The organism is Thermopirellula anaerolimosa, from assembly GCF_054657335.1.
Genome location: NZ_BAAHYX010000006.1, coordinates 3149946 through 3173865, shown reverse-complemented (window position 1 = coordinate 3173865; position 23920 = coordinate 3149946). Strand labels below are relative to the sequence as shown.

The 23920-nt window shown below is 62.7% G+C and carries 18 protein-coding genes; 10 read left to right on the top strand and 8 right to left on the bottom strand.

The window, feature by feature from the left end; genetic code table 11:
• Positions 1–133: 133 nt before the first annotated feature.
• Positions 134–1852 (bottom strand): GspE/PulE family protein, encoded by a 1719-nt coding sequence (locus ACYQ6J_RS17375; RefSeq protein ID WP_460185462.1) that lies wholly within the window; start codon positions 1850–1852, stop codon positions 134–136.
• Positions 1853–2253: 401 nt separating this feature from the next.
• On the opposite strand from ACYQ6J_RS17375, the gene ACYQ6J_RS17370 reads away from it, so the two are divergent.
• The 3 genes from ACYQ6J_RS17370 to ACYQ6J_RS17360 all read left to right on the top strand — a co-directional run bounded on the left by ACYQ6J_RS17370 (position 2254) and on the right by ACYQ6J_RS17360 (position 6709).
• Positions 2254–2949, top strand: coding sequence for a methyltransferase family protein (locus ACYQ6J_RS17370; RefSeq protein ID WP_460185461.1), 696 nt, complete (start codon positions 2254–2256; stop codon positions 2947–2949).
• 349 nt (positions 2950–3298) lie between these two features.
• On the top strand, positions 3299–4747 hold the full coding sequence (locus ACYQ6J_RS17365) for a sigma-54-dependent transcriptional regulator (RefSeq protein WP_460185460.1): 1449 nt from the start codon (positions 3299–3301) through the stop codon (positions 4745–4747).
• Between the two features lie 276 nt (positions 4748–5023).
• Positions 5024–6709 (top strand): HDOD domain-containing protein, encoded by a 1686-nt coding sequence (locus ACYQ6J_RS17360; protein WP_460185459.1) that lies wholly within the window; start codon positions 5024–5026, stop codon positions 6707–6709.
• Positions 6710–6726: 17 nt separating this feature from the next.
• Here the strand turns inward: ACYQ6J_RS17360 and ACYQ6J_RS17355 are convergent, their stop codons facing one another.
• Positions 6727–9681, bottom strand: coding sequence for an NPCBM/NEW2 domain-containing protein (locus tag ACYQ6J_RS17355; RefSeq protein WP_460185458.1), 2955 nt, complete (start codon positions 9679–9681; stop codon positions 6727–6729).
• 447 nt (positions 9682–10128) lie between these two features.
• Here ACYQ6J_RS17355 and purN point away from each other — a divergent pair, with 447 nt between their 5' ends.
• Together purN and ACYQ6J_RS17345 are read left to right on the top strand one after the other, a co-directional pair.
• Entirely contained in the window at positions 10129–10758 is a 630-nt protein-coding gene (purN, locus tag ACYQ6J_RS17350; RefSeq protein ID WP_460185457.1) for a phosphoribosylglycinamide formyltransferase, read from the top strand.
• A 120-nt stretch (positions 10759–10878) separates the two neighbouring features.
• Complete coding sequence (locus ACYQ6J_RS17345) at positions 10879–12651, top strand: formate--tetrahydrofolate ligase (protein WP_460185456.1); 1773 nt, start codon at positions 10879–10881, stop codon at positions 12649–12651.
• 57 nt (positions 12652–12708) lie between these two features.
• On the opposite strand, the gene ACYQ6J_RS17340 is transcribed toward ACYQ6J_RS17345, so the two are convergent.
• On the bottom strand, positions 12709–13125 hold the full coding sequence (locus tag ACYQ6J_RS17340; protein ID WP_460185455.1) for a PilZ domain-containing protein: 417 nt from the start codon (positions 13123–13125) through the stop codon (positions 12709–12711).
• A 559-nt stretch (positions 13126–13684) separates the two neighbouring features.
• On the opposite strand from ACYQ6J_RS17340, the gene ACYQ6J_RS17335 reads away from it, so the two are divergent.
• The 4 genes from ACYQ6J_RS17335 to ACYQ6J_RS17320 all read left to right on the top strand — a co-directional run bounded on the left by ACYQ6J_RS17335 (position 13685) and on the right by ACYQ6J_RS17320 (position 17377).
• Complete coding sequence (locus ACYQ6J_RS17335) at positions 13685–14269, top strand: DUF6677 family protein (RefSeq protein WP_460185454.1); 585 nt, start codon at positions 13685–13687, stop codon at positions 14267–14269.
• 106 nt (positions 14270–14375) lie between these two features.
• Positions 14376–14558: a hypothetical protein gene (locus ACYQ6J_RS17330; RefSeq protein ID WP_460185453.1), complete on the top strand. Its 183-nt coding sequence runs from the start codon at positions 14376–14378 to the stop codon at positions 14556–14558.
• A 142-nt stretch (positions 14559–14700) separates the two neighbouring features.
• Positions 14701–16050: a Trk system potassium transporter TrkA gene (gene trkA, locus ACYQ6J_RS17325; protein WP_460185452.1), complete on the top strand. Its 1350-nt coding sequence runs from the start codon at positions 14701–14703 to the stop codon at positions 16048–16050.
• Positions 16051–16201: 151 nt separating this feature from the next.
• On the top strand, positions 16202–17377 hold the full coding sequence (locus ACYQ6J_RS17320; protein WP_460185451.1) for an aminotransferase class V-fold PLP-dependent enzyme: 1176 nt from the start codon (positions 16202–16204) through the stop codon (positions 17375–17377).
• 95 nt (positions 17378–17472) lie between these two features.
• Here the strand turns inward: ACYQ6J_RS17320 and ACYQ6J_RS17315 are convergent, their stop codons facing one another.
• The 5 genes from ACYQ6J_RS17315 to ACYQ6J_RS17295 form a co-directional block, all read right to left on the bottom strand.
• A complete protein-coding gene (locus ACYQ6J_RS17315; protein ID WP_460185450.1) occupies positions 17473–18204 on the bottom strand; it encodes an energy-coupling factor ABC transporter ATP-binding protein in 732 nt (243 codons plus the stop codon).
• Positions 18205–18214: 10 nt separating this feature from the next.
• Positions 18215–18976, bottom strand: a complete 762-nt coding sequence (cbiQ, locus tag ACYQ6J_RS17310; RefSeq protein WP_460185449.1) for a cobalt ECF transporter T component CbiQ — start codon at positions 18974–18976, stop codon at positions 18215–18217.
• Positions 18973–19707, bottom strand: a complete 735-nt coding sequence (locus ACYQ6J_RS17305; RefSeq protein WP_460185448.1) for a hypothetical protein — start codon at positions 19705–19707, stop codon at positions 18973–18975. The genes cbiQ and ACYQ6J_RS17305 overlap by 4 nt, the downstream gene beginning before the upstream one ends.
• A 108-nt stretch (positions 19708–19815) precedes the next feature.
• A complete protein-coding gene (gene cbiM, locus ACYQ6J_RS17300) occupies positions 19816–20439 on the bottom strand; it encodes a cobalt transporter CbiM (RefSeq protein ID WP_460185447.1) in 624 nt (207 codons plus the stop codon).
• Positions 20440–20454: 15 nt separating this feature from the next.
• A complete protein-coding gene (locus ACYQ6J_RS17295) occupies positions 20455–21243 on the bottom strand; it encodes a DUF4198 domain-containing protein (protein ID WP_460185446.1) in 789 nt (262 codons plus the stop codon).
• A 288-nt stretch (positions 21244–21531) separates the two neighbouring features.
• Between ACYQ6J_RS17295 and ACYQ6J_RS17290 the strand changes: the two genes are divergently transcribed.
• Positions 21532–23574 (top strand): HEAT repeat domain-containing protein, encoded by a 2043-nt coding sequence (locus tag ACYQ6J_RS17290; RefSeq protein WP_460185445.1) that lies wholly within the window; start codon positions 21532–21534, stop codon positions 23572–23574.
• The last annotated feature ends 346 nt before the right edge of the window (positions 23575–23920 follow it).

Here is a 23920-nt window from a genome sequence, read left to right as displayed (position 1 = left end):
ACCGCAAGATTATTCCGCTCCCGTCGTTTACGACAAGTAAAAGCCTTCGCCACGGGCCGGCGCCGCCACGAAATGCGCAATGCGGTTCCCGCGGTCGACTGGAGTCCCTCAACCACACGCTGCGCCCTTCCAGCTATTGCAACTCTTCTTCCGGTCGCGCGACGGCCAGGAGTTCCTCGAGGGTCGTTCTTCCCCGCAACACCTTGTTCAGCCCGTCCATGTAAAGCGTCCGCATCCCTTCCTGGATGGCCACGCGACGAATTTCCGTGGACGTCCGGTTTTTGAACGTCATTTCCCGAACTTTGCTTGACATCAACATCAGTTCGAAAAGGCCCATCCGACCGCGATAGCCGGACCCGTTGCAGTGACTACAACCCTTGCCGCGGAAGAAGGTGGCGTTCGCCGCCATCTCGGGGGTAACACCGGCCAATTCCATGACGGCGTCGCTGGGCTGATAGGGGGTGCGACACTGGGTGCAAACCACGCGGACCAAGCGCTGCGCCATGATCGCCACGACGGAGCTTGCCACCAAGTAGGAGGGAACCCCCATGTCGATCAGGCGCGTAATGGAACTGGGCGCATCGTTCGTATGTAGTGTACTAAAGACAAGGTGTCCCGTCAAAGAAGCCTGGATTCCCATCTGGGCGGTCTCCAGGTCCCGCATCTCCCCAACAAGAATCACGTTTGGCGCCTGCCGCAACATCGCGCGAATCACCCGGGCGAAATCCAATCCAATCTCATGGCGAATCTCGACTTGGTTGATCCCCGGCAAGTAGTATTCCACCGGGTCTTCCGCCGTAATGATCTTGCGATCGGGGGTATTCAACTCGTTCAGGGCGGCGTAGAGCGTGGTCGTCTTGCCGGAACCCGTCGGACCCGTCACCAAGATGATTCCGTTCGGCCGTTTGATAAGCTGCCGGAACTTGACGTAATCCTCTTCCGAGAAACCCAACTGACGCAAACCGACCTTGATGTTGTCCTTGTCCAAAATCCGCATCACCACCGCTTGCCCCCAATTGCTGGGGAGCACACTGACGCGGAGGTCCAACTGCTTCTCTCCCAGAGTCAATTTGATTCGCCCATCCTGGGGGCGGCGACGTTCCGCGATATCCATTCGGGCAAGAATCTTGATACGGGAGAGGATCGCCCCCAACAGACGCCGGGGGGCGTTATCCCGCTCCACGAGGTAGCCGTCTATCCGATAACGAATCCTTACCCGATCTTCGAAAGGCTCGATGTGGATATCCGACGCCCGAAGTTGCACCGCTTCGCTGATGATCAGGTGCACCAAACGCACCACGGGGGCGCTGGACTCGTCCACATCCTGAAGGCTTCCGGCATCCCCCTCCACCTGGGTAAAATCGATCGCCGTATCGGTCACTTCACTGATCATCGAGTCCTTGCTTTCACCGCTCGTCTGACCGTAGTAGCGGTTGATGGCCTCCATGATCGATTCGCGCGTGGCCAAGCAGATCTCGATCCGCTTGTTCAAAATGAACCGCAGTTTTTCGAACGTGGGGAAGTCATCCGGGTCGCTGACTGCCACCCGAAGCTGACCGTCCTCCTCAGCGACCGGCAAGACGACGTTTTCGCGCGCCACCGATTCCGGCACCAACTCCACGACGTTCGGCGGGATGACCACGCGGGAGAGGTCCACGAATTGCAGGCCGTGTTGTTCGGCCAACACGCTCATGACCTCTTCGCCCGAGGCGTAGCCCAAACGAATGATGGCTTCCGGGAGCTTGATGTTGGCCTGGCTTGCCAATTCCTCCGCCTCGGCCAACTGATCTTGACTGATCACGCCCTTATCGACGAGCAAACTTGCATACTGGGCCCGACGCTTGGCCGCCATATCACGATCCTCCGCGATTGAGGAGAAGAGTATCCGGCAAAATAGCTTCAGCTACAACAACCCTTTTTTACCGTAATCCCGCAAGCCCCCGCTTGTCAACAAGAGGCCCCCCCAACGTAAGGAATTCGACGCAACGTGTTAGCGAACGGCCTTCGGTACCGCACACTCGCCTCGATCAGCAACCGGGACGCTGCGCAGCAATCTTGACGCTCCAAGATGTTTTTCATATACAGACTGCGTTCAGGCACTTGTCGCAAAGCGCTGGGAACGGTTTGCGGTTTGTACCGGGTGCTCGCAACGCTCGACGCTCCGGAGGCGCTTTCTCTCGGAATATCGCGAACCACATCACGAGGAATACGCGACCTCCCGACTTATCATCCGGTCTACAAGGACGACCCTTCATGGCGATCAATGCTACCGGCGAAGCGGCAGATGATGCTGGGGCTTCCCTGGAAGGCGGCGTCGCGATGCGATTGCAAGGCATCCGCGCCCACCGCAACTATTCGGAAAAAGTCCGACTATTCACTGCCAAAGCCGCCGTTTGGCTGGTCGCCGCCGGGGTGCTTTTCGTGCATCACGCCTATCGGGAAGACGGGCTGCCGAATCTGCTCTTCGAATTGACCGGCAGCGGTATGCTCTTCTTGGCCGCCATTGGCAGAATTTGGTCGGCCGGCTACATAGCGGGGAAAAAGAACGTGCGGTTGATCCAAGACGGCCCATACTCTGTCATGCGACATCCGCTGTACTTCTTTTCGTTTCTGGGATTCTTGGGCGCCGGTTTGGCCATGGAATCCCTGGTACTGACCGGTACGTTGGTCGCGATCTTCTTTTTCACGCACCTGCCGGTGGTTCGGCGCGAAGAGGAACGGCTTCATCGCTTGTTCGGGGAGGAGTATGCCCGCTATGCGCGCGGCGTGCCGGCCATCTTTCCCAAGCCTTGGCTGTTCCGCTGCCCGACCTCGGTCGAGCTTCAGTGCCGAGCATTCAATCGCGCGGTTTGCGACGCCGCACTGATCGGTTTGATCTTTATGGGCACCGAAACACTGGAATGGTGCCATTTACACGGGATCATCCCGATCTTGCTCCGACTCTATTAGGCTCCCAATAGGGCTCTGACTCTATTAGCTTAGGCTCCCGATTAGACCCGATCGGATAACCCCGTCCCTAGGCCGGTGTGTCGTCCTCAAGACGGTGTGTCGCAAGCCTACACAACACCCCGTCGGCAAAAACACGCCATGCGCAACCGCTTGTCGGGGCATGCTGTCGCAAGCGGTTCAGGCCAATCACCGCCGATTGGACGACGCGGAATTGCTCGGCCGCGTTGAGAGAAGGCCGGAGAATTCGGACAATATGAGTCGGGCTTGACGAAACACGCAAGGCTGCGACCAAGCCCGACCGGCGTCACTCGGATCGACCGGCGGCGCGCTTCCAGGGACTACCACAGCAATGCCCGGCAAACGACGGCGTTTTACCCAGTTGGTCCGCATATTCGACGGCGTGGAGCAACCGGTCTTTTTGGTGGATGCGTCGTGGCGGATCCGCTATTGCAATCAAGCCTTGTTGGCGTGGCTGGGTTGCTCGGAAGACGCCTTGCTCGATCGGAGGTGCGCGTTTCACAGCGGCGCGGTGGATCCCGGTGATGCGCTGGCGGCGGGGCTTTGTCCTCCGCCCGGGGCCATGGAGCAACCGCGAACGCAAGCCGAGATTGCGTGCCTGACGGGCGAAGGCCGGGTGAGACGGCGCGCGGTGCAGTTCCTCCGTCTCGATGCCCAGGGGGCCCCTCGCGCCCTACTGGCGGTCGCCGATGGTCAAGACCTTCCCGAGACGGCATCCTCGGCGGAGAAGGCGGCGGACGGACTGCCGGACGCGGCAATGCAAGGCGGCGGAGACGAGCGGAACGCACGGCAGCTTCATCGACTGTTGCAGGAGTTTCGAGCGAGGAGAGAAGCCCGGGGAATGCCCGCCGTGCTCTTGGGAAACAGCGCCGCGGCGGCGCGATTGCGATCGCAGTTTCGGGCGGTTTCGCGTGCCGACGAAAACGTCCTATTCGTGGGACCGCCCGGCAGCGGCAAGCGACTGTTGGCGGCGGCCCTTTTCGACGCTTGGCGGGACTCTGCCGATCAGACATTGATTCCGATCCCTTGCCCCGAATTGGATCCCGACGTCTTGGAAGGCGTGGTCCAGGCCTTCCAAACGGCGAGCGGCGATAAGCCTCGCCCGGACATGCTGCTGCTGGAGGATGTCGATCGTTTGCCCGACGCTTCGCAACTCGTGTTGCGGCGACTGACGGCGTCGCCATCGTTTCGTCTCCGCATCGCGGCGACTTCGCGCGAGCCTTTGCTGAACGCCGCGGCGAAGGGTGTATTCTCCCCGGACCTGGCCGCCGGCATCAGCGTTCTGGTCGTGGAGGTGCCCGAACTCAAGGCCCGCCGAGACGATCTCTCCCTCTTGGCGCAATCCGTGCTGGAGGAATGGAACGCCCAGGCCGAGAAGCAGATCATGGGGTTTTCCCAGGACGCCCTGGACTTGCTGCACGTCTATTCCTGGCCGGGAAATTTCGAGGAACTGTCCGATGTGGTGCGTCGCTCGCACGAAAAGGCCGCCGGTCCGCTGATCGGTGTCGCGGACTTGCCCCGGTCGTTCGTCACATCCGTTCGATCGCAGTTCGAGGCGGCGACGCGGCCTGCCGCCGTTTCGTTACCGCGATTCCTGGCCGATGTGGAAAAAGAGTTGCTGCAACGGGCCTTGCGTCGCGCCCGGGGAAACAAAACGCTCGCCGCCAAAATGCTGGGCGTATCGCGACCGCGACTCTATCGACGACTCATACAACTGGGACTGGAAAAAGGCTCTGATGCGGATCGGGACGAGGAGGACGAGTCGGGTCGAGACCTCTGAACCAGACCGGACGACGCGGCCCTCTCCGTCGGCAGATTCGGTACCGCCGGAATTACAGGCCGGTTCCGGCGCCGATGACGGCGGGAAGCTAGACTTGTCATGGGAGTGTCCACGGCGAGTCTTGCCGGCAGCGGGCGGAATTGCCGGCGGAGGGCCTTTCTTATTTCTCACCGGCGTCCGGGCAACCGACGGTCGTGGTGACGGCCTTCTCGTCGCGGGTCGTCGTCGTGCGGAGAGCACCTTGGAGATTGTGATCGGTTCGCAAAGGCGGGAAACGTGTTCACGCTAACGGAAGAAGTGAACGAGACCTTGAACCGTCTGGCGGGAATGGCCGGCAGGCTGTATTCCCTGCCCGGCGTGGCCATGAAAGTCTTGGAGTTGGCCGACTCACCCGATGCCGATTCCGCGACCCTCAAGGCGTGTATCGAGAACGATCCGGCCCTCACCGCCAAGATTTTGCGCGTGGTCAACAGTTCGTTGTATTCGCCCAGTCGGCCCATCGGCGACTTGGGCCAGGCCTTGGCCTTGCTGGGGTCCAAGCCGCTCAAACTGCTGGTGTTGGGTTTCAGTCTGCCGCCCGACATGTTTCAGGGGCTGGAATCCAAGATTCTGGCCATGTACTGGCGGCATACGCTCACCAAGGCCGTCGCCGCGCGCGAACTGATGGAAAAGCTCTATCGCCGCCCGGGGGATGAGGCGTTCATCGCCGGTTTGCTGCAAGACCTGGGCATGTTGGTTCTGATCCAGACGCTGGGGACGCCCTATCAACGCTTGATCGAGAAAATCCGCGAATGCGGCGAGGATGTGTACCACCGGGAGCGTGAATCGCTCGGCTTCGATCACACGACCTTGTCGGCCAAACTGCTGCTGCACTGGCAGATGCCGGACTCGCTGATCGAGGTCGTACCGGTCGATCCCGGTGACGGACGCGACGAAGGCCGCGCCGGTACCCTCCGCCGAATCCTCTCCGCGGCCGAAATCTTGTCCCGAGTGTTGGCCGACGACCGTCCCGAATTGTGGCCGCAAGCCGTGGCGGAGCTGGCCGCGCTGGGCGGCGATTCCAAGCAAGACCCCGAGGCCCTCTTACGGGAAATCCAGGAAAAGGTCCGGCAATTGGCGGAGATATTTTCCGTGCGGCTGCCCCCCGAGCGGTCGGTGGATGCGCTGTTAGCGGCGGCCCAGGCCAAAATGGCGGAGACGGCGGAGGCCATGCTGCGTGAGGGCGGTGCGGCGCCCGATCAACGCGTTTGGAGTCCGCCTGCCGCGGGTCTGGATGATGCCTTGCGGCGCTGCGTGTTGGGTTTGCCCGGCCAATCGGATGGCGATGCGTCGATCCGGTCCGGCTTTGCGGTCGCGCCGCGAGGCGATGCGGGCAACCGCTTTTCGCCGAGCGTCTTGTCGCCCGTCCGGTCCGAACCGCGATTCCCGGCCTCCGGCCCGACGGCGGTACGCGGGAGCGGAAGGTCCTCCGCTTGGCAAGACGCCGCCCTCGATCCCGGACTGATGGGTCACTTGCGCGCGGCCGTGGCGCTTTGCCGTCGCGAACGCGTCGGCCTAAGCCTGCTTTTGGCGGAGTTCTTCGACGGTCCGTCGCTGGTGATGACCCTTGGGCCGCAAAGGCTGTCGGGTCTGCGCCGGGTATTGGAGGCGGCGTGCGGTCGGTTGGATCACCACGGCAGCGTGTGCCTGCCTTATCACGATTTCGGCTGTGCTTGGGTCTTGCCCGACTGCGATCGCGAAACCGCCGTCGAATACGGCTATCAACTGATTCGCATCATCAGTCGCCTGCCTGCGGAGGATTGGCCGACCGCCAAGGCCTTGACTTTGCAGATCGGGGTATCGTTTGCGGCCGCGCCCGCCCCGAATTTCCCGCCGGAGGACCTCTATACGGCGGCAGGTCGCTGCCTGGCGGCCTCGGCCGCATCCGGCGGCGGAGTCGTCAAGAGCATCGAGATTTATTAGCGTCGAGGAATTGCCTCTCAGCGGCCATTCGGTTCTGCTCCGTGGGCCGCATCGCTCTCCTCGGTCGTGATCGCGATGGAGTACCACTCCACCCGTGCTCCCGACGTCGGGGCGCCGACTTCGATCCGCAAATTCACTGTGCGACCGCGAAGCGAGGCAAGCGCGGCGGTGATCGGTTCGGGCGACTCCTTGCCGCGACGTGCCGGTAGCTGGGCCTCACGGAGAGTCTCGCCGTCGGCCGCCAAGCGTATGCGGATGGGCGGAGAGGACGGGACCGCGCGTGCCCGGACCTGAAGTTCGGCGGCGTCGGCGGGGACGGCCAGGCGACGCGAGAGGACCAACGGTTGATCGGAAAGGACCGTGACCCAACCGAAACGCGGATCGCGAGAGTCCTCCAAATCGGCGTACGTCTCGAGCGTCCAACTTGGATTATCAGGATCTCCTGCGACCTGCCAACCGCTCCAAGCCGAGATCGCGGAAGTCCAGCGTCGCCGCAATTCTCGCCTCATCCATTTCGAGTCGAGCAGCAGCAGGGGTTCGCCCCAATCGACGCAGTCGCGCACGTTCCAGACGTCGGCCGCGGGCGGACGTTCGCCTTCGGCATCCTCGGTGAACAAGACCAGTCGCGAGCCTGGTTCGCCGTCCAACTCCAAGCGTTGGCCGGCAATCGCCGTTCGAGAACCCAGCAGCAGATCGCTGCGGAAAAGTACGCGTTCCGCGGCGCCGCGCAAGGCGACGCCGGCCCGGGCGGAACCGCCGTCACCGGCGATTCGATCCAGTCCGAACCAGGATTGAAAGGCGGCGGCGCAAGGAGGGAGCGGGAACGCGATTCGGGCGGGTGCCGTCAGCGACAACCCCCAGCCGAAAACGCGATCGCCCACCGCAAGCGGTCCGCCCGCCGGATTGCGATCGATCCCCGGCCCCCAATAGCCGCCCAAAACCGGCTGCTCTTCGTATTCCACACTGGGTAGAAGTGTCAGGGGAATGCGATGGGGCGAAAAGAATCGCCACGCTCGAATCGAACGATAAGGAATCCACAACGGTTGCGGCGACCATGCCGGGCGGATCACGTGAAACCATTGATCGGGTTGCTCGCCCTGTTGAACCGCGGCGAAGAAGCGGCGAGACGTGGTGGCGGAAATGCCATCGGCAAACTCCAAATGAATCAGCACGTCGTCGCCGGCAGGGGAAAGCCGTGCCCATTCCGTCGGCAAAACGTCCCAGATGTCGCTCTGCGGCATGTGAATCTCAGCCAGGGACTGCAAGTCGAACTGAAGGACGCCCTGATCGGTCAGAGCGCGAACGCCTTGGGCATTCCACTGGAGCGCGCGAAAGGCAATCCGGCGACCGTCCTCCGTGAACAATATCCCCGGCTGATAAGCGACGTCGATCGGGCGAAGGATTACACGCTTCAAATGGGCGGCGGCGACGAAAACGCCGGGACTTGTCGCGGAAAACGGCGAGCCGAGGCCCCTTTGCGGTAAAACTTCGAGACAAGCGGGGGCGAACCGATCCGCGGCGATGCCGGCGGGCCGAATGCCGAGCACGCGACCGGGAAGTCGATCTCCGCTCAACAACTCGACGCCCGGCCCGGGCGAAGGCGTCGCGGCGTCTTGTCGTTGTCGCACCCAGAGGGCGGGGTTGGCCGGATCGAAGAATCCCTTGCCGCCCAGTTGGGGCGTCCCGCCGCCGGGACCCCAGCCATTCACTTCCTCGCCGCCGACGGTCGTGCCGTCCTCAAAGACCGCCAGGAAACGTTCGTCCGGCAAGGCCGGTCGCGTGAAGAACTTGACCAAACGCAGGGCGTCTGCGTTGCCGCCTCCCTGGATTGCCGCCCGGCGGTACAACGACAGCAGGTAATCGCGCGTGCCGGAAGAAAAGGCCTCCGGTTTGCGGACTCCGCGATAGCGCAACTCATCGGCCGTCAGATTCAGAATCAGCAAGTTGGCGGCGTCCCAGGGCACGGCGGCGGTCTTGGCCGCATATTCGCTCGGCTTCACGGAGGGATTCATCACGCTCTCGCCTTCCGTAAGGTCGAAAGCCCCCAGCCAATGGGCGAATTCGTGCAGCAACAGCCACCATTGCTCTTGCGGCGTCAGACCGGCATGGACGTCGGGGACGAGAATGTGCGCGGCAAGGGGGGATCGGGGCGCGTGTTGTATGGCCGCCGCAAACGGCGTTTGCAGGCGACTGCTGAAACCCACGATCACCCAGGCGGAATCGGACGACGTCTTGTCACGCAAGGCGGCCTCGTGCACGTCACGCGCGGTCGAGACGCCGGGCGGAGATTGCCAGGTTCCTACGCCCACCACTTGCAAACCCACACCGCAGGTCGCGGTCAGGACTTCGGAAACGGCCGCCAGTTGAGATCGCAAACGCGGTTCCCAGACCGCCTGTTGGGCCGGTTGGGCGTCGTCCACGTAGATTGCGACGGGAACGATCACTTGCCTCGGCGGTTCAGCCAAGATCGTCGGAGCCAGCCACAACGGCGGTTGTGCACGCCACGCCGAAGCGTATTCGACCTTCAGTTCGCCGTCGTTCCGACGAACGGTGTGAATCTCCCACGGTCGCAAGGTGATCGCAGCACCGACCGTCGCCACGGTGATGCGTGCGGAGACCGCTTGCGGCAAAAACACCGCCGCCGCGCGATTGGGGGCGACCCGGCACGACCGCGGGGCACCCCAAATCGGTTCCGTGGTGACGACGGCCTCGCCGTCGCACGCGTTCACAACGACGGCGACGGCGGCGTCGGCGGTCGAAACCCAGGACTTCGTCAACCCCAGCCAAACCATGGCCCACGCGAAGGCGACGAGCGGTAAACTCGCTCGATTTGCAAAACACTGTCGGGATATGGGAAAAAAAGCCATGGCGGTTTGGCGGATGGTATGCAGGCCGACGCAGCGTCGGCGGTTCGGATCGGAAAGCCGCCAATGACCTCGACGGCTTTCCACGGGCAGCGCGATCGACAGCACGGTGGCATTCCGCGACGGGGTCTGAAATCTCGCAAATACGCCGATCAGCACGTTCTATTATAATCCGGCAAAGTGCGCGCAATCGGGCGGAGCGCGTCTAATCCGGCGGATTGCGTCGCACGCTCGCGAGAGAATCCGCACGGCTCCCTCGGCATCGGTCGCTCCGCCGCGCCGCAGTCCGCACAGCAACCTCGTCCGAATCGAAAAGCCCTTTTCGGAGAATTCGCAGGGACATTTCGATTCACCACGCAAGGGGACATTTCTATTCACGGATGACAGCAGGACCGGGCGGCGGTTGAGGAATCCCCGCTGCCGCATTAATATGTCAATTGATTATCGTCCGTTTCTTTTTGCGAGCGACTACACGCTCGTGCCCATTCCATTTTCGGCCGGGAGGGGAGTGTGCCGTTATCAGGCGGGAGAACGCGAACCACGAAGCGGATCAGGTTGGCGGTCTTGATCTCCGGCGGAGGTACGACGCTGAAGAACCTGATCGAAAAGATCGCGGCGGGAGAGTTGCCTGCCGAGATTGTCAAGGTCATTTCCAGCACCGACAAGGCCGGCGGATTGGAACATGCCCGAAACGCCGGGTTGGCTTGGGAGGTCGTCGATTGGAAGCAGCTTTCGGTCGGCGATGCGAGTCGCCGGGTCTTCGAGACCTGCCGGGCTTCGCGCGCGCAGTTGGTGGTTTTGGCGGGCTTCTTAAAGCAACTCGTCATCCCTCCGGACTTCGAAAACCGAGTGATCAATATTCACCCGGCCCTGATTCCCGCCTTTTGCGGAAAAGGTTTCTATGGCCGCAAGGTTCACGAAGCCGTCTTGGCCTACGGCGCCAAACTCAGCGGTTGCACCGTCCATTTCGCGGACAACGAGTACGACCACGGGCCGATCATCCTTCAGGAGGTCGTGCCGGTCTTGGACGAAGACACGCCGGAAACGTTGGCGGGCCGCGTATTTCAGGCGGAGTGTCGCGCGTACCCCGAGGCGATTCGTTGGATCGCCGAGAACCGCGTCCGCGTGGAGGGCCTGCGGGTTCGGGTGCTGCCACCGCCCTCAACCGGCGTGGATGAAGTCTGAGGAACGCGCCGGTCGCGTCTCGTCTTGCATACTTTCGGCGGGCGAGTAGTTCCCGGACGCTTATGAAACCGACCTGTGCCGAGCTGAACACGGAGACGGATTGTACGAAAGCGGACTGCCATGCCTCTCGATCCCACGCAACACCCCGACTGGGAAATCGCGCTCGACGCGGAATCGCGGATGAAGACCTGTCTGCAACTCGGCGAAGAGTTGGGTCTGCTGCGGGAGGAAGTTTTGCCCCACGGGCACCATGTGGCGAAGGTGGACTATCTGGCGGTGATGAATCGGTTGCGCGACGCTCCCGACGGCAAGATGATCGAAGTCACCGGCATCACGCCGACGCCGCTGGGCGAGGGCAAGTCGACCACCACCATCGGCTTGTTGCAGGGCATTGGGAAACGCAAGCAGCGCGTCACCGCGTGCATTCGCCAACCCTCCGGCGGCCCGACCATGAATATCAAAGGTTCGGCGGCGGGCGGCGGTCTGTCTCAGGTCATTCCGTTGGCGGAGTTTTCCCTGGGGCTGACCGGCGACGTCAACGCCGTGATGAACGCCCATAACCTCGCCATGACCGCCCTCACCGCCCGCCTGCAACACGAGCGGAATTACGACGACGACCGATTGGCGAAAAGTAATTTGCGGCGGCTGGATATCGATCCCACGCGAGTGGAACTGGGCTGGGTGATCGACTTCTGCGCCCAATCGCTGCGGAATATCATCATCGGGATGGGCGGTCGCATGGACGGCTACATGATGCAGAGCCGATTCCAAATCGCCAGCTCATCGGAAGTAATGGCCATTCTCGCCGTGTCGCAAAGCCTGGAGGACCTCCGCAAGCGTCTCGGCGACATCATCGTAGCCTACGACAAGAAAGATCGACCGATCACGTGCGAGGACCTGGAGGTGGCCGGCGCGATGACCGCCTGGCTGCGGTCGGCCATCAACCCCAACCTTATCCAAACCATCGAGGGCCAGCCCTGCTTCGTCCATGCCGGTCCCTTCGCGAACATCGCCATCGGCCAGTCTTCGGTCATCGGCGATCAAGTCTGCCTGAAACTGGCCGACTACCACATCACGGAAAGCGGTTTCGGAGCCGATATCGGATTCGAAAAGTTCTGGAACGTGAAGTGCCGTTATCTCGGCAAGACGCCGCACGTGTCGGTGATTACGACGACGATTCGCGGATTGAAGCACCACGGGACGACGGCGGGAGCGCCGCCTTGTCCGCCGGGCCGGCCTATTCCCAAGGCCTATTTCGAAGAGAACCTGGCCTGGTTGGAGGCCGGCGCCGCCAATTTGCTCCATCACATCCGCACGGTGCGAAAGTCGGGCATGCACCCCGTCGTGGCCGTCAACGTCTTCCCCACGGACACCGCCGCGGAAATCCGCCTGCTGAAACGGATCGCGGAAGGGGCCGGGGCGAGCGTCGCCGTTTCCAATCACTGGCGCTACGGGGGCGACGGCGCCTTGGAGTTGGCCGATGCCGTGCTGGACGCCTGCCGTGAGCCGGTGCGATTCCGTTACCTGTACGAGATGGACATGCCGTTGAGCGAACGGATCGAGCGCATTGCCCGTGAGGTGTACGGCGCCGACGGGGTGGAATACACGCGGGAGGCCGAAGCCAAATTGCGGCGATTCGAGAGCGACGAGAAATATCGCGAATTCGCCACGATGATGGTCAAAACCCACCTCAGCCTGACGCACGATCCCACCGTCAAAGGCGCCCCGAAAGGCTGGACCTTACCCATCCGCGACATCTTGGTTTACAACGGTGCCCGATTCCTTTGTCCCATGGCGGGAGAAATCTCTCTGATGCCGGGGACGGGTTCGGATCCCGCTTTCCGCAGGATCGACGTGGATGTGCAAACCGGCCGAGTCAGAGGCCTGTTCTGATGAAGAGTGTCCGCCGCGCGGCCCGCGGATGAGACGCCGCCCATCGGCGACCGGCCTTCAAAACACCAGATCGGCTAACTCGGGAAAGTCCGAAACTCGCAACATTTCCGAGAAACGCAGGCCCAGTTGGTAAAAGCCTGGGCCGATGGGGCTGAGATGAATGGCCGTAGCTAGAATGTAGTGAATCTCGGCTTCGAAGCGAACCCCCACGATCACCCGATCCACGCCGCGAGGTTCGGAGAGGATCACCGACATCCCAGTCGTGCTCCAGTCCTTGGTAAAGCCGGAAAACATCTTCGTTAGTTCCGGTCGACCGTGCTGGTACGGAATCAAGACCACCACCGTGTTGATCCGCACACGGGTTTCGTTGCGCTTTCGCGGATCGAATTCCGAGAGCGGTTCCGCATGATTGTTGACGAATTTGAGCACGAAGCTTCGCACTTGATTAAGACGTTTGCTAGCCGAAAATACCACGGCATGCTCTCCGTCGGCGGTTCATCGCGGTAAAGTCTGACATCACCCCCTCCCAGTAGGGTGTCGCCAAGGAAATCACGGCAGAGGGTCCCCCCCCCGGCGATCGGCGGTCCGCCGGCACTGCCCGGTGCCGGGATCGCCCTTTAGCAAAATCTAGGTTGCGGGAAAGGCGGTGGTGGTGGGAAGAGCGAGAAATTTCGTCCGGCATCGAGCCGGAAAGCGAGAGAAGAGTCGGTCGCGGGGCGAAATATCGTCACAAGCTATGTCACCACTAGCGCATGTTCGCACCACCCGTAAGTGTTATTGGCGGCATCAGGTTGCGTTCTGACCATCCCACAGGGGTCTAGTCTGTATCCTTCTAGAAAGGGGGTAGAGAAACCAAATTAGGCTTGGACGCCGCGACGGAGTTGCAAGAATCGTCGCCGGGGACTAGCCTCAAAGGTTTGACGAACTCTTAGCCTAGGAATGAGACGCGACGTTTCGCGTGATGTTCCCTTTGCCGGGTGATCGAATCCTGGAGATTGCGTGAAACGTCGCTGATTTTGCACGAGAAGTCCGCATGAACGAATCGTTTGTCGATGAGACGGGTCAAACGGTCTCTTTGAAGGACCCTTGGACGGCGGCGTTCTTGGCTTGGCTGCTGCCCGGTCTGGGACACTGGTATCAAGGCCGGCGGGAAAAGGCGGTCTTGTTCTTCGCATGTATCCTTGGGACGTTTTTGTATGGGTGCTACTTGGGCGGGAATTCGCAACTGGGCTACGCCCGGGTGGTGTACTATTCCTTCCGTCCCGGCGACACTCGGCTGTACTATTTGTGTCAGGTGGGAGTGGGGTTACCGGCGCTGCCCGCCATCGTGCAGGCCATGCGAGTAAGGCAAGGAAAGCCGGCTTTGTGGAACAACTTCATGGCTCCCCCGCGACTGGGAAGCGACGACCGTGATCCGCCGACCTTGGACCGTTTGAATTACGAGTTGCACAGCTATTTCGACCTCGGGAGTCTTTTTACAGCCGTGGCGGGGTTGCTGAATATCCTTGTGATCTTCGACGCCTGGGGCGGTCCGGTCTTTCCCGAGCCTAAACGTCCGCTCGGAACGGAGAGCGGCGACTCCGGGCATAAGCGCGAGGAGGAGGGTTCGCCCGCGTGAGGCCGCGAGGGGCTTGTTGACCGGGGTCCCGGACTGCGCGAGCCACGTTTCGTGCCCGGGCGGAGGCGACGTCGGATTCCGCGACGGCAAGGTGAAGCCATTTGCCATGAACATCAATTATCTGTGGTATTTCGTGCCGCTGTTGGCCTCGGTCAGTCTGGTTTACGCCGCGACACGGCAAGAGCGGATGCGGCCGATCCTAAAGCACGCGCTGAGCACGGCGGCGTGGATCGTGGGCTTCATGGCCGCGATAGCCCTGATCCTTCAAATCCTCGACGCCTTCTCGTGAAGGGTCATTCGGTTCTTCGGAAATCGGCGGAACGGAGGGCGATGCGGGATTCCGCATTCCGTTGCGAAGGCGTCTTTCCGAGCGGTTTTACCGCCGCGCAGAGACGTTGAATCGGCCCGCCAATGCAATCAGGAGACGGTGGATGCGGATTTTGGTTTTGGGCGGCGGAGCGATTGGGGCCTCGGCGGCTGAGGTCTTGTGCCCCAAGCATCGCGTCACCATCGTGGAACGCGACCCCGACGTCGTGCGGTTGATCGACGACAATCCCGCCATCGATGCGCGCGTCATCCAAGGTTCGGCTTCGCAGTCGTCCACGCTTTTTCAGGCGGGCGCGCTGGATGCCGATCTGTGTCTGGCCGTCACCAATGACGACGAGGTGAATCTGGTAGCCGCCTCCGTGGCCAAGGCCATGGGTTCGCGGCGCACCATCGCCCGGGTTTATCAGCCCATCTTCCTGGATACCAGCACCTTTGATTATCGGCGCCACTTCCACATCGACCGATTGGTCAACTTGGAGTTTCTGGCGGCGTTGGACCTCGCGCGCGTCGTGCGACTGCCCGGCGCGCTGGCCGTCGAGAACTTCGCCGTGCGAGACCTGGAACTGCAAGAGATCGAAGTCAAGAACGCCACCGCTGCCGTGCACGTCCCTCTGCGGGAATTGAAGCTGGGCAAGGGCGTACGCGTGGCGGCGATCGTTCGCGGCGACGAGGTCTTCATCGCCGGGGCCGAAGATACGATCGAAGTCGGCGATCGTGTGACGCTGCTCGGCAAACGGGAGGAAATCGACGCCGCCAAAGACCAGTTCGAAATCGAACCGCCCCAGCGACTCGGCGTCGTCATCGCTGGAGGCGGCGAGACGGGGTATCATCTGGCTCGACTGCTGGAAGGCAAACGCTTCGCCGTGCTGCTGATGGAATCCAACCGCGAGCGTGCCGAGTTTCTGGCGGCTCACCTCGATCGCACCACGGTCGTCTGCCGCGACATCCGCAATCGCGCCGACTTGGAGGAGGAAGGCGTCCCCAGCGCTGATTTTTTCATAGCCTGCACCGGCGATGATGAGAATAATATCATAGCGTGCGTCGAGGCCAAGGAGTTGGGCGTCAAGAAGGTCGCCGCGGTCGTCGGACGGACCGACTATCTCCACATCCTTTCGAAGCTGGGAATCGACTATGTGACGACTCCCAGGCAGGTGGTTATTCGGGAGGTGGAGGCCCACCTCAACACGGGCGCCGTCATTTCCCGAAAGCCGCTGGTGCCCGATTCCCGCTTGCTCGTGGTGGAACTGGAAGTCTTGGAAGGCGCTCCGGTGACGCAACACGTGCTGGCGACGGTTGGGTTGCCCCACCACTGCCTGATCGCCGCCAGAATTCGGGGCGAATCGGTAACGCTGCCGGGCGCCGACGATCGCATCAAACCGGGCGACAATGTCGTCGCCCTGGTCCACGCCGACGTGCTCGACGAACTGGTGCGACTGTTCTCGCCGAGCGACTGACCGTGCAAAGCGGGTCGCGGGCGGGGAATGCCCATCTCGTGGCGCCCTTTTTTCGGCGGGCCTCCGCGGCGCGCGACCCTTTCGCACAACGTCTCGCGGCGGAATCCAACGCGGATACGACCTCACCGGCGGCGTGCCGGGGGATGAACCTATGACGACATCGCAACGGGTGTATTTGGACAACGCGGCCACCAGTTGGCCCAAGCCGGAGGCCGTCTATCGCGCTGTCGATGAGTATCAACGGCGTTTGGGTTGTTCGCCGGGACGCGGCGTCTATCGCGATGCGTCTTGCGCCGATCAGGTGGTGGCCGACGCGAGGCACCGCGTCGCCGGGCTTTGGGACGTCGAGGACCCGCTCCACGTCATCTTCACCTTCAACGGTTCCGATGCCCTGAACTTGGCGATTCGCGGGGCGATTCGACCGGGCGATCACGCCGTGACCACAGCGGCCGATCATAATTCCGTGCTCCGCCCCTTACGGTTTCTGGAGGAAACGCAGGGCGTTCAGGTGACGCGCGTTCCCTGCGACGCCGTCGGTCGTGTCGATGTCGCCGCCTTCGCCCAAGCCGTTCAGGCACGGACGCGGTTGGTCGCCGTGAACCACGCCTCGAACGTGACGGGCACCTTGCAGAATATCTCGCGACTCGTCGAGGTCGTGCGCCGGCGGTCGCCCGACGCTCTCGTCCTCGTCGACGCCGCGCAGTCGCTGGGGCACCTTCCCCTGTCCGTCCGCGAATGGGGCGTGGACCTCGCAGCGGCACCGGGGCATAAGGGCCTTTTGGGACCGATGGGCACGGGCGTGCTGTACATCCGCCCCGGCGTGGAGGAGAGAATCGCCCCCTTGCGGTTGGGCGGTACCGGTTCGCAAAGCGACGAAGACCGTCAGCCCGCGATGCTGCCCGATAAATACGAGCCCGGCAACCACAACGCCTCCGGTTTGGCCGGACTGGCCGCCGGCGCGGCATGGCTGGAAGAGCGGACGCTCTCCGCCCTGCGACGCCATGAACTGTCGTTGATCGAAACCCTGCTGGAGAGACTACGCGGGATTCCCGGCCTGACGTTATACGGCCCGGAAGACCCGGCGGAGCGCGTCGGCGTGGTCAGTTTCCGCTTGCAGGGCTTCGAGCCTCATGAGTTGGCCGCCCTGCTGGACCTGCGCTATGGGATCCAGGTTCGCTCCGGCATCCACTGCGCCCCGAGGATGCATGCGGCCTTGGGTACGCTGAAACTTGGGGGAACGGTACGGATCAGCACGGGACCGTTTACCACGCCTGAGGAACTCGAGTATGTCACTCAGGCGCTGCGGGAATTGAGTCGTGCCGCCTGAATCACCGCCGCCGGGGACGCGAGCCGACGTGCTCGCCGCACCTCACGCATTCCCTCACAGGAAGACGGACGGGTTTATGACCCCCGAGTCGCGGTTCATACCTCCGTCGTTTCCCGGAGTCGTCCGTCCTCCAATACCACGAACCGGCGGCATACCCGACGCAAGAGCGGGCGGTCGTGAGAGACGATCAGCTTGGCTTGCGACAGTCGCGTCAGCACGGACACGACTCGTTCCGCGGCCTTGTCATCGAGTCCCGAGGTGGGTTCGTCCAAGAGCAAGGCGGCAGGTTCCATCGCCAGCACGGCGGCCAAGGCCGCCAGGCGCTTTTCTCCTCCGGAAAGGCGATAAGTAACGCGGTTTTCGTAGCCCCCGAGGCCAAGCTCCTCCAAGGTGCGACGTACCAACTCGGCAACCTCTTCCCTCGATCGACCCTGATTGAGGGGCCCGAAGGCGACGTCCTCGGCCACGGTGGGGCAAAAAAGTTGATCGTCGGAATCCTGGAAGAGCAGGCCGACGCGTCCCAGAATCTCGTCGAAGTCCTTCGGCCGCCGGGGCTTTCCCAAGACTTCCACGGAACCGGAGCGAGGCGTCAGCAGGCCGCAAAGGAGGTGCAACAGCGTAGTCTTGCCGCTCCCGTTGGCACCGATCAATCCAACCGCCTCTCCTGCGCGAATTTCCAAGGAGGCCCCGCGCAGTACGTCCTGGCCGGGGGCATAGCCGAAAATGACGTCGCGGATCCGGATCACCGGCGTGTCGACCGGGACCGACTCGGGTGAAGACCCGGCGGAGTTCGGCGAAGTCGGTTCCGGGACCGCGGCATGCTTCATGGCCGGAGCCTCATGACATCAATTCCAAGGCCGTACAGACCGCCGAAAAGACCGCCACCGCCAGCAGAAAAACGCCGTCCCGGGCCGAAAAATGGAAGTGACGCCACACGTGGAACTGGCCGCGAAAGCCGCGGCATCGCATGGCCGCCATGATGCGCTCGCACCGCGCCAAACTGCGAACCAAGAGCATACCCACCAGGTTCCCATAGGCCTGAAAGGTGCGGCGGTCGAATCGCGGACGAAACCCACGGATCAGCATGGCCGTATGAAGCCGCCGGTATTCCTCGTGCATGACGTGCAGATAGCGGACCGTGAACAGCAGCAAATGGACCAGTTTCCGCGGTACGCGGAGGTGGATCAAGGCGTGTCCCAAGGTGGGAATCTCCATCGTGCCGACCAAGGCGGACATCCACAGGACGATGGCGTTGGATTTGACGGCGATTTCTGCCACGACGTCCAGTGCGGAGATGTCGAACCGCGACGCCCCGTCGCCCGCGCCGAGACCGGCGGTCCAGGGCACCAATACCGCCGAGGCGAGCACCACGACGTTGACGGGAATGAGTCGCGTCAAGAGCGTTCGCGCGGAAAGCCCGACCGACGCCGCCGCGATGAGGGCCGCCGTCAACATCAGCAGCCAGACCGCGGGCTTCGCGCTCGAGACGATCAGGATCGCCGCCGTCAACATGGCCGCGATGCGAAGTCGCGGATCGAAGCGGTCGATCCACGCCTGCGCGACGATGGGGACATCGGGCCAACGCGCCACGCGGTTCATGATACGGTTCCCGTTGTGCGGTCGCGGGAAGGCGCCGGGCTGGTTGCCGAGGGTCGCGGTGCGTTGCGGCGGGCCGACAAGTAGAACGCCACACCGGTCAGCCCCAGGATGTAGCCGATGCCTCCCAGCACGTCGCGCCACCCCGTTGTGCTGCGAGCAGTTTGAATGTCCTCGCGGAGTCGCACCACCTGGGCCTGAAGTTGCTCGACGGCTGCCGCCAATCGGCCGGGATCGCTACCGGACTTTTCCGGCGCCGGCGGAGCGGATTCCGTCGCGATTCGCGTTTCTTTTTGAGCGGAAGCATTGCCGGAAGTATTCGCCGGGGTGGCGGCGCCGGGCGATATGGCAGTGTCCGCCTCGGAAACGCCGCCTGACGATGCGAAGTCCGCCGCGTCCAGTTCATATTCCGTGGCGTGGCCGTCCTCCAGTATTCCCACCAATCGCATCTTGCCGGAAAAGCCGGGCTGAAAATGAAATCGTCCCTCTTCGTCGCAGGTCAACTCTTGCGCTTTGTTACCGTTGGCGTCGTACACCTCCACTTTCGCCCCCGCGGCGCCGCTGCCGCCGCGGAAATAGACCTTGCCTTCCACCTGGGCACCCTTTTGGGCGGCAAAGATGTACAGTGTATGGGCGGAGGCCGTGGAACCACACAGCATTACGCAGGTGAAAAAGAGAGTCGTCCACCACGAGCGGAAAAGCCGAGCCTCCGCGAGGCGACGGAACTGATTCATGACTCGATTCCTGTCAAGCGTCGTTCTTGCGGCTTGGATTGGTAGGCAAGTCGCCGGAACCCAGGCCGGGCCTTCTTTGCAAGAGGTCGTTGCCGCCATATCGGCCCGTCACGATGCGGGGACCGGTCGCAAAACCTCGGGTCGGACTTGATGCAGAAAAGCCACGGCGGCGGCGGTCACCAATCCTTCGCCCAACGCCAAGCCGCCGTCGGTAATCCAAACCAAGATGGAAAGCCCCTGGAGGTTTCGCCCCACAGCGAAGATGCACAAGCCTGTCATAGCGGCGGAGAGCAGGATACTGACAAACCCCGCCCCGAAGCCCGACCACCACACCGCGGTCGGTCGCGACGAACGAACGCCGCCGAAGAGTTGGTAAACGACGAGGGCCGGCACGGCCATGTTGACCGTATTGATTCCCAGCGTGGTGATTCCCCCCTCTCCGAAAAACAACCACTGGAGGAGCAAGGCGATCATGATTGCGGGAAAGGCCGCCGCGCCCAAGAGCAGGCCCATCAGCCCGTTCAATACCAAATGCACGGCGACGGGTCCCAGCGGTATTTGCACCGCCGACACGGCAAAGAAGACTGCCGACATCACGCCCACCGCGGGGATTCGCTCGTAGTCCAGGCGTCGAAGCGACCAACCGACTCCCGCCGCCGCGCCGAGCCAACCGGCGGCCATGATGCCCAATCCCGTGGGCGAAACGGATAAAACCACGTCGTTCAGGTGCATGACGATTGCAAGGCGCTATTTCATGTCCGAGGTGCGAACCCAGATCAGGCCGCCCAATTCCACATCGGCGGGGGTTCCTTCGGGGTCGGGCAACCGCTCGGTTCCATCCACCAAAGCGGCAAACCCCCACCACCCGGCGCGAGGCATGGCGTAGCAAAATACCCCCGCCGCGTCCGCCTTGATGACTTGCGTGACGTACGCATCGTTGGGCGGCGCGACTCGACCGCCTTCGTTCCAATATTCGACCTCGACCGCGGCGAAGGGGACCGGCTTACCGTCCCGCAACACGATGCCCCGAAAAACGTTGCCCGTCCAAAGACCGTAAGGTCGGGCAAGCGGTTGGATTTCGACGGGCAAACCGACGGGCTGCTCCCATCCGCCTTCGTTGCCCAGAAAGTTGACCGCCACCTTGGTGTAATGAATGATCCATTTTCGCTCGGCAGGCTCCCAGTACGGCGCGGGCGACACGGTGAACACATAATCGCCGGGTTCCGTGAATCGGTAGCGAACCGAGTAGCTCGAGACCTTGCCCGAGCGGTGCTCTTGCAAGCCCGGCAGCAAGTCCGTTTTCGCATCACCCAGGAACACGTCACACCCGCGCGGCCGCGCCATCGGCATCATCGGCCCCTGCTCCATGGGGTGCGTGAATTGCATTTCCAGTACGATCTCAGGCGTCTCGCCCGGTCCGACGACGTCGTGCGACGGCAGGAGGACCAAGAAGTGGGCCGATGCTGGGCGGCCGCAAGCGAACACGACGATGAAGCACAAGACGACTGAAGCAGTGCGGGGAATCACACGCGGCATCGGGGAATTCCGTAGGCAAGACGATGCCCGGGACTTCGGGCTTAGGCGGTGGAATGCGGTGTGTTACGTTTGCCGTTATTATAATACCGCCGCGCGCCCGCGTCCATGTGCGGACGTCGCCGCGGTCGCGCCGATGGGAACGCTTACGGCGACGACGAGTCTCGGGTGATTGCAAGTCGAAACGACCGGGTTCGGCACGCCGGTCTTTGGGTTGCAATCGGCGAAGGCCATGCCTTACCATGCAGGCCGAATGGCATTGGTCGCGGCGACCTTTCAGAGGGCGGGAAAATGCGATGGCCCGTATGGACTTGGTGCGGCGCGACGTGTGCGGCATCGCTATTTGCGACGGTTTTGGCTTTGGGCGAGGACTCGCCCCAGGCGTACTACCGTCGCGGCGAGTTCGCCGTTGCGGCCCGACGCGTGCAGCTTCGTGACACAAGGGAAGCCGATCTGAACGTGGAACCGGGGACCGAGTTCGCGGTGGCGGGGCGGGATGGCCGCCGACTGCTGGTGTGGGTGCGTATCCCGCCGGAAGTGGGCGTCTTTCGCTACCCTCGCTGGGTCTCGGGTTGGATCGCCCAGCGAGATGCCGTTCCTGGTCGCGCGGGTGAGCGCTGGTGGATGCACTTGCTTTCGGAGGACCAGCGGGACTTGCTCACGCGGCGGGCGGTGGAGGCTCTGGAGTCCAAGAAGTACGGGATTCCCTTGGCCGCGGCGGCGATGTTGGGGCACTTGAATCCGCGCCAGGCCGCTCGGCCCTTGAGCAGCTTGATGCAGGTTGGGGGATCCACCCTGGCGGGGGAAGCGGCGCGGTCACTCGGCAAGCTGGGGCCGGAGGGACACGGCTTGCTCCGCGAGGCACTGCAACACGAACAGCGTCACGTGCGGGAGCTGGCCGCGCGGGCGTTGGGGGTTTACGGCGACGAAGAATCGTGCCCCGCCCTTCGGTTGGCCCTACGAGACGCGGATCCGCGAGTGCAAATGGCAGTGCGGGAGGCGCTTTTGCGATTGGGTGACGATGCGGCGATCGCGGCGTTGTGGCGCCAGGGACAAAACTGGGCATGGAACGACAAACAAATGCTGGACGCCGATCTGTGCGATCGAGCGGCCGAAGGATTGGCCATGCGTGGGGAGGCCGGAATACCACTACTCCGCGAAGGACTCGGACATTCCCATCTTTTCGTGGTGCGTTCGGTGATTCGGACCGTCGGCGAGTTTGGGTACCGAGAATTCATTCCCGACCTTCGGAAGTTCAAAGACGCCAAGATTCATGATCCCGTGGAATATTATCGGGAAGCGGTGGCGTCCCTGTACATGCTGGGCGATGAAGAGGCGCTCCCCATCCTGCGTCAGGACTTGCGGTCCTCCGACCCGGAGCGCGTTGCACGGGTCGTGGTGTGGTTGGCGCGGGTGCGCGATGTCGAGTCCATCCCAACGTTTCGGGAGCTACTTTCGAATCGTTGGGTCAAGGTCCGCGTTGCGGCGGCGGAGGCACTGGCGACGCTTGCGGATCGCGATTCCATTCCCTTTTGGCGGTCGGCATTGGGGGATTCGGCGCAAGGAGTCCGCGCGGCCGCCGCTTCCGCACTGGGGAAACTGGGAGATACGGACTCCGTGTCCGCGTTGGAGGAAATCCTCTTCCATGACCCGAACGACGGTCCGATGCGGGCTGCCGCCGAGGCCTTGGCCGTTTTAGGGACCGAGGGAAGGGCCGCGGTCGCCAAGGCGCTGAAGTCTGAAAGTATCCGGGTCAGGTTGGCCGCGGTGTACGCCCTCCGTCGTTTCGACCGCGAAGAGGGCGTGCCGGCGGCGGCGGAAGCGTTGAACGATCGTTGGGCATCCGTGCGAACCGCCGCGGTGGAGTCGCTCGGTCGATTGGGCGGGAACGACGCCGTCTCCTTGCTGATGGAGGCTTGCTACGATGCCGACGAAACCGTCTCCGCGGCGGCCCTCCACGAACTTTTGGCGTTGGGTCGGCGGCCCGGCAATTCCATGAAGGAACTTGTGCGAGTGATCGCGGCCGACGAGGACGTGCCGGTCCTTCAAATGATAGCCGCCGAGGCCAAACCGATCCTGTTGGCCATGCTCAATTCCGACGACGGACCGCGTGCGAAGAAGGCGGCCAAGATGCTCGTGCGATTGGGCGACAAGGAGACTGTGCCGGAGTTGCTCGCGTACATGGAACGCGCGGAAGACCCGACCGTGACCGAGTGGTTCGCAAACTGTACGAACCTGGAACTGTCCGCGGCAGCCCGCACGTACGCGCGGAAGAAAGGCTACCTGATTCGCAGCGTTACCGGCGAACCGCCGAAGGTCCCTTGGGGAAGGTGACCGAACGCAACCTCGCCCCGCCTTCGCGTGTCGGTGTCGGCAATGGCCGGGTTGCTCCAAGGAAGCGGCGGGCTTCTCGGGCGCGCCCCGGAAACGTCTTTGCCGCTCGAACGGTCGGCTTGCGCGAGATCGCTACACGATCAGGGGGCTCCGCGCCGATCCGGACCCCACCGCCAAGCGTGGTCGTTTTTCGCGTATAATAACGCAATCTCCCCATTGGCAAGGCCAAACAACCGAAAAGGGATATATAGGACTACGCAAGAAGGGTGATAAAATCGGTGACGAGGCGGTTGCCGTCCGGGCGGCGTGACCGAGACGAGGTCTCCCGTCTCGCTTTGGCATGGTA

What these genes read in the sequence shown, in the direction of transcription:
- ACYQ6J_RS17375 (WP_460185462.1), bottom strand. Translation starts at nt 1,852, where the DNA reads ATGGCGGCCAAGCGTCGGGCCCAGTATGCAAGTTTGCTCGTCGATAAG.
- ACYQ6J_RS17370 (WP_460185461.1), top strand. Translation starts at nt 2,254, where the DNA reads ATGGCGATCAATGCTACCGGCGAAGCGGCAGATGATGCTGGGGCTTCC.
- ACYQ6J_RS17365 (WP_460185460.1), top strand. Translation starts at nt 3,299, where the DNA reads ATGCCCGGCAAACGACGGCGTTTTACCCAGTTGGTCCGCATATTCGAC.
- ACYQ6J_RS17345 (WP_460185456.1), top strand. Translation starts at nt 10,879, where the DNA reads ATGCCTCTCGATCCCACGCAACACCCCGACTGGGAAATCGCGCTCGAC.
- ACYQ6J_RS17335 (WP_460185454.1), top strand. Translation starts at nt 13,685, where the DNA reads ATGAACGAATCGTTTGTCGATGAGACGGGTCAAACGGTCTCTTTGAAG.
- ACYQ6J_RS17330 (WP_460185453.1), top strand. Translation starts at nt 14,376, where the DNA reads ATGAACATCAATTATCTGTGGTATTTCGTGCCGCTGTTGGCCTCGGTC.
- trkA (WP_460185452.1), top strand. Translation starts at nt 14,701, where the DNA reads ATGCGGATTTTGGTTTTGGGCGGCGGAGCGATTGGGGCCTCGGCGGCT.
- ACYQ6J_RS17320 (WP_460185451.1), top strand. Translation starts at nt 16,202, where the DNA reads ATGACGACATCGCAACGGGTGTATTTGGACAACGCGGCCACCAGTTGG.
- ACYQ6J_RS17315 (WP_460185450.1), bottom strand. Translation starts at nt 18,204, where the DNA reads ATGAAGCATGCCGCGGTCCCGGAACCGACTTCGCCGAACTCCGCCGGG.
- cbiQ (WP_460185449.1), bottom strand. Translation starts at nt 18,976, where the DNA reads ATGAACCGCGTGGCGCGTTGGCCCGATGTCCCCATCGTCGCGCAGGCG.
- ACYQ6J_RS17305 (WP_460185448.1), bottom strand. Translation starts at nt 19,707, where the DNA reads ATGAATCAGTTCCGTCGCCTCGCGGAGGCTCGGCTTTTCCGCTCGTGG.
- cbiM (WP_460185447.1), bottom strand. Translation starts at nt 20,439, where the DNA reads ATGCACCTGAACGACGTGGTTTTATCCGTTTCGCCCACGGGATTGGGC.
- ACYQ6J_RS17295 (WP_460185446.1), bottom strand. Translation starts at nt 21,243, where the DNA reads ATGCCGCGTGTGATTCCCCGCACTGCTTCAGTCGTCTTGTGCTTCATC.
- ACYQ6J_RS17290 (WP_460185445.1), top strand. Translation starts at nt 21,532, where the DNA reads ATGCGATGGCCCGTATGGACTTGGTGCGGCGCGACGTGTGCGGCATCG.